The sequence below is a fragment of the Chitinophaga niastensis genome, from assembly GCF_003014755.1.
Lineage (GTDB): Bacteria > Bacteroidota > Bacteroidia > Chitinophagales > Chitinophagaceae > Chitinophaga > Chitinophaga niastensis.
On sequence record NZ_PYAW01000003.1, the window covers coordinates 244744 to 258032 of the forward strand.

The 13289-nt window shown below is 44.6% G+C and carries 8 protein-coding genes; 7 read left to right on the forward strand and 1 reads right to left on the reverse strand.

Annotation, left to right across the window (positions count from 1 at the left end):
• Positions 1–6 precede the first annotated feature (6 nt).
• The 7 genes from CLV51_RS15695 (at position 7) to CLV51_RS15725 (ending at position 12093) form a co-directional block, all read left to right on the forward strand.
• Positions 7–2868, forward strand: a complete 2862-nt coding sequence (locus CLV51_RS15695) for a tetratricopeptide repeat protein (protein ID WP_106529015.1) — start codon at positions 7–9, stop codon at positions 2866–2868.
• Positions 2869–2878: 10 nt separating this feature from the next.
• Positions 2879–5116, forward strand: coding sequence for a DUF4838 domain-containing protein (locus CLV51_RS15700; protein WP_106529016.1), 2238 nt, complete (start codon positions 2879–2881; stop codon positions 5114–5116).
• A 57-nt stretch (positions 5117–5173) separates the two neighbouring features.
• Positions 5174–5788, forward strand: coding sequence for a TetR/AcrR family transcriptional regulator (locus tag CLV51_RS15705; RefSeq protein WP_146151294.1), 615 nt, complete (start codon positions 5174–5176; stop codon positions 5786–5788).
• A gap of 195 nt (positions 5789–5983) precedes the next feature.
• The gene (locus CLV51_RS15710; RefSeq protein WP_106529018.1) at positions 5984–7348 is read left to right on the forward strand and encodes a TolC family protein; all 1365 of its coding nucleotides are present in this window, start codon (positions 5984–5986) and stop codon (positions 7346–7348) included.
• A 10-nt stretch (positions 7349–7358) separates the two neighbouring features.
• Positions 7359–8405: an efflux RND transporter periplasmic adaptor subunit gene (locus CLV51_RS15715; protein ID WP_106529019.1), complete on the forward strand. Its 1047-nt coding sequence runs from the start codon at positions 7359–7361 to the stop codon at positions 8403–8405.
• A gap of 11 nt (positions 8406–8416) precedes the next feature.
• Positions 8417–11521 (forward strand): efflux RND transporter permease subunit, encoded by a 3105-nt coding sequence (locus CLV51_RS15720; protein WP_106529020.1) that lies wholly within the window; start codon positions 8417–8419, stop codon positions 11519–11521.
• A 74-nt stretch (positions 11522–11595) separates the two neighbouring features.
• Positions 11596–12093, forward strand: a complete 498-nt coding sequence (locus CLV51_RS15725) for a hypothetical protein (RefSeq protein ID WP_106529021.1) — start codon at positions 11596–11598, stop codon at positions 12091–12093.
• A 223-nt stretch (positions 12094–12316) separates the two neighbouring features.
• Here CLV51_RS15725 and CLV51_RS15730 read toward each other — a convergent pair whose 3' ends face one another.
• Positions 12317–13240 (reverse strand): aldose 1-epimerase family protein, encoded by a 924-nt coding sequence (locus tag CLV51_RS15730; protein WP_245898770.1) that lies wholly within the window; start codon positions 13238–13240, stop codon positions 12317–12319.
• Positions 13241–13289: the final 49 nt, after the last annotated feature.

Below are 13289 nucleotides of genomic sequence, written 5' to 3' on the forward strand. Positions count from 1 at the left end.
AACCAAATGGCTGTATTAAAACATCTGTTATCGGGCATTATGTTGTGTTTGGCGTTGCAAACCCAGGCGCAGGTTTTTAAACAAACGATGAACGCAGAAGAATTGTACAATCTGGCTGTACAGGAAACAAAACAGCAGCATTATGATAAGGCCATCACCTTGTCGAGACAGGCTTTGGCAGCGCAACCCGACTTTATAGATCAGCAACTCCTGCTGGCCCGGTTATACCTGCTGACCAAACAGTATGATCTGTCGCGTAAATATATTAAACAGGTATTAGCTAAAAATCCAAAGTACCGCGATGTATATTTTTATGCTATCAATGTAGAACTGTCAACCGGCAAATATGAAGAAGCGGAATGTTTTGCAGATGAAGCCCTGAGCTACTTTCCGGGCAGCAGGGATTTTATGGGGAAGAAACTGGCGATCCTGGATGTACAGCATAAAATATACGAGGGCAACAATTACGCCACCACACTGATGGATAAATATCCGGAGGATACAACTGTTCGCAATGCCTATATAGAACATTATATGCTGAGCGGGAAATATTACCAGCAACTGGGCAACAGTGGTATGGCACGGCAAAGCTACGACCGGGTACTGGCAGTAGACCCGCGGAATGCGGAAGCAAGAGAAGCAGGACTGGGCGTGGAATTGAAAGGTGGTAACTACCGCAATGCACTGGACCAGGTAAATGAGTCGCTGGCCGCGAGCCCCGGTTCTTACAGCCTGCTCCTGCACAAGCTCAGCATATTGCAGGAAATGCATTTGTATGCAGATGCCCTGAGCGTATTACAGGAGATACTCCGCAGGTATCCCGGAGATGCACAGGCGCATGCGCTGGAAACTTCCCTGCGCATGGAGGCAGCTACCTACTATACTAACACTGACCCCTATACGTTGTACCAGGGTGTGCTGGAAAAAAATCCCGGTAACCGGGAAGCACTGGATAAAGTAATTGGTTACAGCATGACCAGAGGGGCTTACAAAGAAGCGCTGGCATGGATTAACAGGGGATTAAAAATTAATCCTGCGGATACCAGATTATTGTTGCTTAAAATGGATGTGCTGGAAGGCGACCGCAAATACAGTACTGCAGCGGCGCTGGCAGAAGTATTGTATCAACGTGCGCCTAATCCTGCATTAAAAGAAAGGCTGGTACTGTTGCAAACAGCCACTGGCCGCGAATACCTGTCGCAGCAACAATACGATCTGGCACTCGCCGCATTTGATAGTGCGCTGAAGGTGAGCCCTACAGACACTACTGTGCTGGATCTCCTGGCCAACACCTACATCTTTCAAAAAGATAATGCAGCAGCACTGAAAGTGCTGGATCAGGCACTCAGCTATTATCCCGGCAACGAAAAATTCTTACTAAAAAAATCAAGTGTACTGGCAGATGCCGGTAAATATGAAGAAGCCGCAGCAATAGCCACTACCCTTGCTTCCCGTTATCCGAACGATGCCCGTTTTATTACTAACCTGGCAGACATGCGGCTTGCCTCCGGGCGCCTGTTAATGAAGGAAGAAGAATATGACCTGGCTAAACAACAGTTCCAGGCGGTATTGGCAGTAGCACCTTCCAACCAGGATGCACTTGATTATATGATTAATCTGCAAAGTGCTACCGGCAAACCTGACAGTGCATTGTTGTATGCAGATAAAGCATTGGAATATTATCCCGGCAATCGTGATTTCCTTTTGAAAAAAACAGCTGTGCTGCAGGAGCTGCACGACTACAGGGGTGCGGCGGCCATTGCAGCAGACCTGATGACGAAATACCCGTACACCCTCAAATATAAAAATGCTTACCTGAGCAGTCTTATGGCGGCAGGAACGGAGTACCAGCGCAATCAGCAACCAGACAGTGCCCTGGGCATGTTTAACAAGGTGCTGGCACTGAACAGTAAAGATTCTATGGCATTGTTATACAGCATCAATATACTGAACGGGCAACAACGCTATGATAGCGCACTTGCATATACCAATCAGGGTATTAAGTATTATCCCGACAATGAAACATTTTTAATGAAACGTGCTATTACGTTAGAGAACAAAAAGGACTTTGCTGCCGCCTCCCTGGTAGCGGATTCCATTGTGAAGCTGCATAGCACAGCTACCAATATTGATTACAGGGATTACCTGGGAAGTAAAACGTTGAAGAACCAGTTTGGCTTATATTATCTTAATTCCAGTTACGATTATTCTGCTGATAAATATAATATTGCCACTGTAGAATACCGTCATTACATCAAACGCGGCTCTTATGCATTGCGGTTGGATTATGCCGGAAGGCAAACGGGTAACGGATTACAGGGAGAGGCAGAAATGTATTACACGCATAATCCCAAACTCTACTCTTATGGGTTACTCACCTATTCCAACAAGATAGTGTTTCCACATTTGCGTGCCTCCTACTCTATTTTCAAAACATTTAAGAAAGATATAGAAGTAGAATTGGGTGCGCGTTATCTCAACCTGGACAGTATTACCAGCTTCTCCGGGGTTACCTCTGTAGCCAAACCGTTTGGTGATTTCTGGGTGAACTTCCGTGCTTACTTTATCAGTGAGTCGCCCAACTTTTATACCTCCTTTAATCTCACTACCCGTTATTACATGAACCGGCGACAGGATTATATACAGGTTGTTGGCGGGCTGGGTACTTCTCCGGACGACAGGAGCCGGCTGATACAGTTCCCGCAGTTATCCGGATTGCTTACCCACAGCATTGGAGTGGGCTATCAGAAAGTATTCAAATACAGCACAACGGTGGGCCTTTACGGCACATGGATTAATCAGAAAATTAATGATACCAGGTATCAGAACCAGTATGATATTTATGTGGTGTTTCAGCGGAAATTTTAACTGACTTACAATGCGTAGAAATATGAACAGCTTTTTGCTACTGATGACGATGCTTATACATCCCGGCTGCCGGCAACAGGGGGGCGATCTTACCATAGTTAAACAAGGCAGCAGTGCATATGTAATTGTTACCCCTGCTCCGGCCACAAAGGCCGAAAGTAAGGCTGCTGTTGTTTTACAGGATTATATCAGGAAGATTTCCGGTGCAACATTACCTGTTGTGGCAGAAAGTCAATATAAAGATCAGCCGGCTGTGTTCATTGGCAATACGGCGCATGCCAACGGCCCGGAGAAAATAAAAGGGGAAGGTTTTTTTGTTGGCAGTAAAGGCGCTAACCTGTATATCCATGGTGGTAGTGGTCAAGGGGTGGTATACGGCGTATATTATGTATTACAAACGTATATGGGTTGCCGTAAGGATGCACACGAGCCCGCCACTGTACCAACGGCTAAAAATATACGAATAGCGGGCAATCTGGCTGATTTGCAGGAGCCGGCTTTTCTTTACCGGGAAAGCTACTATCCTCCTTCTGCAGACCCTGAATATCTTTCCTGGCATGGATTGCAGCGTTTTGAGGACTTATGGGGCTTATGGGGGCATTCCTTTTTCAAGATGATACCTCCTGCCACTTATTTCTCCGCGCATCCGGAATATTACTCGTTGGTAAATGGCAAGCGGCAGGCTTTGCAGCTTTGTTTGAGTAATGAAAACGTGTATGCGTTAACGGTAGCATACTTTAAAAAAGCCATTGCAGATAATCCGGATGCCATGTACTGGTCTGTTGCTCCACAGGATGGCAACGGTGCCTGTACCTGTGATCTGTGCAGCAAAACAGATGCAGCAGAAGGCGGTCCACAGGGTTCTTTGATCCGGTTCGTTAACCGGGTAGCGGCACAATTTCCGGCGCAACGTTTTACCACGCTGGCTTACGGTTATACTGCCAAACCACCGCTGCAAACAAAGCCGGCTACCAATGTATATATTATGCTGAGTACCATAGCTGCTTTCCGGCAAACGCCTTTATCGGAAGCACCGTCTGCTGCCACCTTCCGTAAAAACCTGGAAGGCTGGGAGGCCGCTACCGGCAACCTTTTCATCTGGGATTATACCACACAGTTTACCAACTACCTGGCTCCTTTTCCTGATTACAGCAACCTGCAACCCAATATCAAATACTTTGCAGCGCACCATGTAAAGGGTGTTTTTTCGCAGGGCAGCGGGGAAACGTACGGCGATATGGCAGCATATAACAGTTACGTACAGGCGTCACTGTTATGGAACCCAAACATAGACATCAGCAAGGTTAACAGCGCCTTTTTAAAGGGTTATTATGGCGCAGCCGGACCATTTATAGGGCAATACCTGGAGGCGCTCAGCAATGCCGTTAAAAGCACTAAGGCCACACTGGATATTTATGGTAACCCTATATTTAATACCCGCGATTATTTATCGCCGGTATTAACAGATCAGTATTCCACCTTGCTGGATAAGGCCGAAGCCGCGGCAGGTAATGATAACACCATACTGCAACGCGTATACAATACCCGGCTCTCGCTGGAATATGCTGTGTTGCAACAATCCCGTTTTTATGGCAACGAAAAATACGGCTACCTCCAACCCGATGGAAGTGTAAATCCTAAATGGCCTTTGCGCGTAAAAAAATTCGTTGATCAATGCAAAAAATCCGGCGTACAGGAGCTTTCAGAGGGAGGTATATCACCGGATGCATATGCACAGGAATGGGAGCAGCTGTTCTCGCGTAAGTGGGTGAACAGCCTGGCATTGCATGCCGCTGTAACGCTGGTAAATCCTTATACGCCGGAGTACACGCCCAAGAAAGAAGCTACGCTGACAGACGGATTATTTGGCGGCAATGATTTCAGCTATAACTGGTTATTTACTTATGGTAAGGATATGATTGCCATCATTGATATGGGTAGCAATAAGACAGTGCATAACATACAAATGAATTTTTTACAGGATGCCCGGCATTACATTTTTACGCCGGTACAGGTAGTAGTAGAAACATCAGCAGATGGCACTCATTTCAAACCTGCCGGGGAAAAGGCCACGCCCCTTGCCGGGGAAGATTACGGCATTCATATCGTTCCTTATGCGTTTAGTTTGCCAGGTATCCAGGCGAGGTATATCAGGGTTACAGCGAAGTGTGCGGCTACATTGCCTGACTGGCGGGCAGTTGAAGGTAAAAAACCGGCTTTGTGTTGTGACGAGGTTACTGTGGAATAAAAAATAAATTTGGAAAATAAACAGTGTTCAGTATATTTGCACTGTAAACAATTCAATGTGGGTATAACAGAAAGAAAAGAGCGTGAGCGGGCAGAAATGCGCAGGCGTATTGTGGATGTAGCCATAAAAATGTTTGTAGAGGATGGATATGAAAAAGTATCTATCCGCAATATTGCCGATAAAATAGAATACAGTCCTGCTACCATTTATCTTTATTACAAGGATAAGGATGAGTTGTTGTACGATGTACAGCACGAAGCATTTGCTACATTAAGCGAGGAATTTGCCAAACATATCAATCATAAAGAGCCATTTAAAAGACTGGAGCAATTAGCATTTGCATATGTACAATTTGCAAGGGATCATCCGGAGTTATATGACCTGATGTTTATTATTAAGGCGCCCATGAATGTGGAACATGATGAAGAAAAGTGGAAGAATGGCGATCCGGCATACGACGCACTTTACAACCTGGTAAGTGAGTGTATAGAAAAGAAACTGATCCGGTTTAAAGATCCTACGGTAGCCACCCTTTCCGTTTGGGCTTTTGCGCATGGTTTCATCAGTCTTGACCTCAGATGCAGGTTTAAAGTAGCCGGCCTGACAGGAGAAGAAATTAATAAAGTGGTAGATCAGAGTATCAAGGAATACCTGCATATTATTAAAGTATAAAAGCGGAATTTTTTCTGCAGATGATGAAAGTGTAATGGAATAAATGTGATCAACCGGAATGTAATCATCCCCTAACTAAAAAGCCTATACGGCTTTTTTTAAACGCCAGTATTAAACACTGTTCAGTATATCAACAACGATTATAAAAGCCGCTTCTGGCTTTATTTTTTTCGGTATAAATAAACACCGTTCATTATGTACACATCACTCACAAAAGGAGCATTGTTAATAAGCCTGCTGACAGCGGGTCTACCCTCCTTTGCACAAAACACGGTACTGGATCAATACATACAATTAGCTTTCAGCAACAACAAAGGATTAAAAGCGCAAAACTTCGAACTGGAGAAATCCATGTATGCACTTCAGGAAGCTAAGAGTCTTTTTGGTCCAAATGTATCTTTCCTGGGAAGCTATACCAAAGCCGGTGGCGGCCGTACTATTGACTTCCCCATCGGAGATATTATGAACCCGGTATACAATAGTCTTAACCAGCTTACCGGCAGCCATAACTTCAAACAGCTGGACAACGTGAAGGTGCTCCTGAATCCCGATAATTTTTATGATGCAAAATTCAGGACCAGCCTGCCGCTGATCAATGCAGAAATCTATTACAACCAAAAGATCAAAAGGGAACAGCTATCGCAGCAACAGGCAGCAGTGAATGTGTACAAACGGGAACTGGTGCGCGATATCAAAACCGCTTACTACCAGTATTACCAGGCATCACAAACAGTGGCCATCTACAACAATGCGCTGTCGCTGATCAACGAAAATATCCGTATCAACGAAAGTATGGTACGCAATGGTGTTCGCAACAACACTACTTTATATCGTTCTCAGACAGAGAAGGAAAAAACAGATGCTGATATCAACAAAGCAATGAATGCAAGACAGAATTCCAAAGCGTACTTCAATTTCTTATTAAACCGGGGCCTGGAAGAAAATGTAACACTGGACAGCAACTTGCTTATTACACCAGGTACCATGACCACCAACGATATCAATGGCCGGGAAGAATTGGCTCAATATAAAAGTGCCACTAACGCCTACCGGTTAAACGAACAATTACAACGTGCCTACATTATTCCAAAACTCAGCACATTCATTGATCTGGGCTCACAGGCTACAGGTGCCCGTTTCGATAACAACTCCCGCTATTACCTCTTTGGCGTAAACCTGGAATGGAATCTGTTTGCCTCTCACAAATACAAAAACAAAATCAAACAGGCGAATGTGGATTTGCAATCCATCTCCAATGAATCTTCCAAAACAGAAGACGCCTTACGGTTACAACTATACCAGGCGGTGAATAACTATAATACAGCGGTAAAAGATTTTCACACGGCGCAAAGCCAGCTGTCATTTGCAGAACGCTATTACCGCGACCAGCTGAAAATATACAAAGAAGGGCAACTGTTGTACATAGAACTCCTGGACGCGCAGAATCAGCTTACGCAGGCGCGTCTGCAAACAGTGGTAGCACAGGCTTCCGTACAAACAGCTTACGCAGCGGTAGAACGTGCGCAGGCATCTTATAAAATTGACAATAACATACAGTAAATCTATTCATATGAAAAATACATTGCTCGTCCTCCCATTATCACTGCTGTTGTTCTCCTGCCGCAGCAAGCCAACAAAAGTTACTGCCGATAGTACCGATGTGATCCCGGTGAAAGTAATGTCGCTGGAAAAACAAGGCACGGCTGTTTCTATCAATGCATCCGGACAATTCACTACAGATGATGAAGTATATCTCTCTTTCAAAACTAACGGTATCATCAGCAATATCCTGGTAAAAGAAGGTGACCCTGTTCGCAAGGGCCAGTTGCTGGCTACCCTGAACCTCACTGAAATTGATGCGCAGGTGCAAAAAGATCAGCTGGCATATGAAAAATCACAACGTGATTACCAGCGTATTGTAAATCTGCATAACGACAGCGTAGCTACACTTGAACAGCTGCAGAACAGCAAAACCACGATGGACCAGGCGAAACAACAACTCAGTACTACCCAGTTTAACCGCAGCTATTCAGCTATCCACGCCACACAGGATGGTTATGTACTACACAAGCTGGTGAGCAGCGGCCAACTGGTAAATGCGGGTACTCCTGTACTGCAAACCAACGGTGCACATAATGCACACTGGTTACTACGTATAGGCGTAAGCGATAAAGAATGGGCACAGGTAAAAACAGGTGATAAAGCAACCATAGAAACAGCTGCATTGCCTGGCGACCAACTATCTGGAACGGTTACACGTAAATCGGAAGGCATTGATGCACAAAGCGGCACTTTCATTATTGATGTACAACTTACCGGCAACAAGCCCGCCGCCATCGCGGCCGGCATGTTTGGCCGTTGCCATATTACCGCCAGCGCTGCTACCGGCAGCACTGCCTGGAGCATTCCCTACGCTGCCCTGCTGGATGGCAACGGCAGCAGCGGCTTCGTATTTATTACCAATGATAATAAAACCGCTCAAAAAATTCCGGTGACCATTGCAGGCATGGAGAAAGAAAATGTGCTGATCAGCGCGGGCATGGAACAAGCCAGAGCACTTATTATTTCAGGTAGTGCTTACCTGAAAGATCAATCTTCCATCCGTATCATCCAATAACTTTTGCTGCCATGAAAATAGCCAATTATGCCGTTAAAAATTACCAGTTTACCCTGGTGATATTTATTATGATTATAGTGCTGGGCATCACTACTATCCTGAATATGCCCCGGTCAGAAGACCCGGAGCTACGGGCACCGCAATTTAATGTGGTAGTGGTGTATCCTGGTACCAGTCCGAAAGACATGGAGGACCTGGTAGTAGACCCCATGGAGAAAGAGATCTATGGACTGGATGATATTAAACGCGTACGCACTGCTATCAGTGATGGTGTGGCGGTGATGCATGTTGAATATAAATACAGTTCCAACGTAGAACAGAAATACCAGGAGCTGGTAAGAGAAGTGAATAATAAACGTAAAGACCTGCCGACAGACATTTACAGCATGGAGGTCCTCAAAAGTGAGCCTTCCGATGTAAACGTGCTGCAGGTAGCCCTGATCTCCGAAAATGCATCGAGAGATAAGCTGCATTATTACTCTGAAAAATTACAGAAAGAACTGGAAAAAGTACCCAGCCTGAAAAATGTAAAACTGCACGGATTACCGGAACAACAAGTACGTGTAGAATTGCAGCTGGACAAAATGGCCCAGTTACATCTCCCCGTAAATGCTGTGATGGCAGCCATTCAGAGCGAAATGGCCAATATTCCCGGCGGTAGTATTGATGCGGGAGAAAAAAGCTTCAACATAAAAACCAGTGGTAATTATCAGTCGCTGAACGAAATCAATAACACCATTGTATCTGCGGCCAATGGAAAAAATATTTTCCTGAGAGATATTGCCAAAGTATACTATGGTTTTGAAGATGAGAAATATTTTGTACGCCTGAATGGTCATCGTTGTGCAGTAGTTTCTGCTGCGCAGAAATCAGGCGAAAATATCACCAAAACACAGTTGCAATACAAACCGGTGATAGATCAATTCAAAAAAACATTGCCTGCCAATATAGACCTGGTGCAATATTTTGATCAGGCAGATGCCGTGAATAACCGTTTGAGCGGACTGGGAAAAGATTTCCTCATTGCTATCCTGTTAGTTGCCTTCACGCTACTGCCATTGGGCCAACGTCCGGCCCTGATTGTGATGATCTCGATTCCGTTGTCGCTGTCTATTGGTATTGTGTTACTGCAACTGTTCGGCTACAACCTTAACCAATTGAGCATAGTAGGACTGGTAGTAGCTTTGGGACTACTCGTGGATGACAGCATTGTGGTGATAGAAAATATAGAACGCTGGATGCTGGAAGGACATAGCCGCCTGGAAGCTACACTGAAAGCCACGTCGCAGATAGGCCTGGCAGTGGTGGGCTGTACCGCCGCACTGGTCATCTCTTTTATGCCACTGGTATTTATGCCGGAAGGTAGTGGTGATTTTATCCGTAGCTTACCGTTGGCCGTAATATTCAGTGTATTGGCTTCTATGGCTGTTTCACTGACCATTATTCCGTTCCTCGCCAGCCGTTTACTGAAAGAACATACCGGCAACCCGGAAGGCAATCTTTTTATGCGTTTGCTCAAAAAGCTGATCCATGGCAGCTATGCAAAGCTGCTGGACAAAGCATTGCATCGTCCGGTGATTACTATCGTGGTGTCGCTGCTCATCTTTGCCGGTTCTATCGGTATATTCCAGATCATTGGATTCAGTTTGTTTCCTGCTTCTGAAAAACCACAGTTCCTGATTAATGTAATTGCTCCACCACAGTCAAACCTGGCCTATACCAACCAGATAGTAACACAGATAGAAAAGGAATTGAAGCAGGAAAAAGAAATAAAATCTTTTGCCAGCAATATCGGGAAAGGCAATCCACGTATCTATTACAACGAGATACCGGAAAATGAACGGAGTGATTATGCACAGATATTTGTGCAATTGGATGAACATACCAGTCCGGATAAAAAGACCCAGCTCATTGAAGCATTGCGTAAAAAATGGACACCCTATCCTGGTGCTAAAGTAGAAGTGAAAAACTTTCAACAGGGGCCACCAATGGTAGCACCGATAGAAGTAAGACTATTCGGTGATAACCTGGACACTTTACGTTCGCTGGCTGCCACTATAGAAAAGACACTTGAAAAAACACCCGGTACCATTTACATTTCCAACCCGGTGAGCAACATGAAGTCGGATGTAAGGGTGCAGATAGATCGCGAGAAAGCGCAGCAGCTGGGCATTCCTACTGCCAATATTGACCGGGTAGTTCGTTTAGCCGTTTCCGGTATCAACCTGGGTAAGTACAATGATAAGAATGACAATGATTATGACATCTTATTAACGAAACAAAAAACGGGTAAGCCAACGCTCGATATTTTCAAGGATCTGTATGTTAATAACAGCCAGGGAACTGCTATTCCATTATCACAGGTAGCATCATGGCAGCTGGAAACATCTCCGCTCAGTATTCATCACCAGGAAAAAAACCGGGTAGTGGCGGTGAATGCTTTTGTAAAAAAGGGTTTCCTGATAGACAAAGTGATTGAAGATATAGTAAAACAGATGGACGTGATGAAACTCCCTGCAGGCTATACTTACGAGATGGGTGGAGAAGTAGAAAGCAAGAAGAACTCTTTTGGCGGCTTTATGAGCGTTATTATTGTCACTGTTTTCCTGTTCATCGCTGTACTGATATTACAATTCAAAACTTTCAAGAGTATGCTGATTGTATTATCTGTTATACCACTGGGTGTAGTGGGTGCTGCTATTGGTTTGTGGCTGACGGGCAATTCTCTCTCCTTTGTAGCCATTATCGGTTTGATAGCGCTGGCAGGTATAGAAGTAAAGAACACCATTTTACTGGTAGACTTCACCAATCAGTTGAGGATGCAGGGCAGACCATTGGATGAGGCGATACGTGAATCAGGGGAAGTACGTTTTCTGCCCATTGTACTAACATCCCTCACTGCTATTGGTGGATTGATACCAGTGGCCATATCTACCAATCCCTTGATTGCACCACTGGCTATTGTATTGATTGGTGGCCTGATCAGCTCCACTTTGTTATCACGCATTGTAACACCGGTAGTATATAAACTAATGCCGCCAAGGATTGATACGCCCGTTAGAGAAAAGAAGATGAAACTGCTGGCTACGCCGGAATTGGAGCCAAGTGAAGCCTAGTTCGTAATATCTGACGGAATCATTACATTTACAACTAATTTGCGAATTACCAATCCTTTTGAAAATTAGTTCTTATGAAAAAAATCCTCCTGGCATTTGCTACAATGCTGTTGATCGTCTGTGTTAGTGTGCAGTCTTCACAAGCGCAGCTGAAAAGATTCAGTATCGGTCCTTTTGTAGAAACAGGTTTTCCTACCGGCAAATTCAGTGACACGCACAAGACCGGTTATGGTATTGGTCTCGGTGCTGATGTTAAGCTGATTGCCGGTTTAACCGCTGTAGGTTCCGTCAGTTATTATCAATTTATCAGTAAGAGTGGTTCAGGCGTACCTGATGCCAAAGTAATACCTATCCGTTTGGGGTTGAGATATAAACTCATTTCTATCCTGTACGTAAAAGTGGAAGGTGGTACTGCTCAGTTCACCGGTGATTATAACAACGGTGTAGGTGCGCTGGTAGCTCCGGGTGTAGGTATCCGCTTACTGGGTCTTGATGTGGAAGCTAAGTACGAAGCCTGGTTCAAGAGTAATACACATGGTTTCTTTGGTTTGAAAGCAGGATATAATTTTTAGGAATTAAGGCCTTCGGCCTTCGGCCTTTGTCTTTTCTTTAGCAGGATTTTGATGATTAATCTTGATTTTTCTGATTTTATTTTCTTTTAAAAGATATCTATATCGTTTTTAATATGCTTTTAGAAAATCAGTATAGATATTGATTAGAAAGAAATGAAATCAGAAAAATCAAGATTAATCATCAAAATCCTGCTAAAGAAAAGACAAAGGCCGAAGGCCTTCTTTAAAATATAGTAGCCGTCCACGTTCTGTCAAATATTTTTCCGGGAGATAACCGGTTAATCCCCTCTTTCTCTTCCAACTCCCCGGTGGCCGCCACGTTATCAGCTATACCACACCATGGTTCAATACATACAAAGTCTGCATCCTTTGCAGACCAGATACCCATGTAGGGAAAGCCTTCAAAAGCCAGTGTAAGGCCATGTGGTGTAAGCCTGCTCCGAATGGAGATAGCCGTTGAAGACAGCTGTTTAAATACCAGGGCATCTTCATAAAATAATGACTTTTTCAGTGGTAGCTCATGTGTATGCTGTAACATTGGTACAGGCGCCAGTTCTATCTGTCCTTCGCCGGATAAAGGCCATCTGCCGGCATCTTCTTCCTTATTAAAATAGAGATAATAGTCTTCATACGTGGTATCCGGTACCAGCGGTACTTTGAAAGCCGGATGTGCACCTACGGAAAACAACAGTTCTTTATCATCTTTATTTTCCACCTGGTAGGTTACCTGCAGCTGATCGTCCTGCAGGAGATACTGAATAGAGAATTCGAAGCGGAACGGGTACACTTTGCGGGTAGCATCATTATCAGTGAGACTGAAAGTAACGTGCTCCGGTCCCTGTTCTTTTACGGTAAATTCCTGTTCTCTTGCAAAGCCGTGGCGGCCCAGCGTATAGCTGTGTCCGTTATAACGGTAGGTGTTATCTTTCAGTCCGCCTACTACCGGGAACAACACAGGGCTTTTTTTGCCCCAGTAAGCGGGATCACCGCTCCATAGGTATTCCAGGCCTGTATCATTACGAACAATGCTTTGCAATTCTGCTCCGAGGGGTTTCACCACAATGGTGAGTTTTTCATTGGAAATCTGAATCATATTATGGTTGCTGTGATGATGGATACCTGCGAAGATAATCTGTAATTGGAACAAAGCTTTGTACCTTTGCCAGGTATTTTTTACGCTTAACTAATGGAAACAT

Excerpts from the sequence above, each read along its gene's own strand:
- CLV51_RS15695 (WP_106529015.1), top strand. The coding sequence starts at position 7 with ATGGCTGTATTAAAACATCTGTTATCGGGCATTATGTTGTGTTTGGCG.
- CLV51_RS15700 (WP_106529016.1), top strand. The coding sequence starts at position 2,879 with ATGCGTAGAAATATGAACAGCTTTTTGCTACTGATGACGATGCTTATA.
- CLV51_RS15710 (WP_106529018.1), top strand. The coding sequence starts at position 5,984 with ATGTACACATCACTCACAAAAGGAGCATTGTTAATAAGCCTGCTGACA.
- CLV51_RS15715 (WP_106529019.1), top strand. The coding sequence starts at position 7,359 with ATGAAAAATACATTGCTCGTCCTCCCATTATCACTGCTGTTGTTCTCC.
- CLV51_RS15720 (WP_106529020.1), top strand. The coding sequence starts at position 8,417 with ATGAAAATAGCCAATTATGCCGTTAAAAATTACCAGTTTACCCTGGTG.
- CLV51_RS15725 (WP_106529021.1), top strand. The coding sequence starts at position 11,596 with ATGAAAAAAATCCTCCTGGCATTTGCTACAATGCTGTTGATCGTCTGT.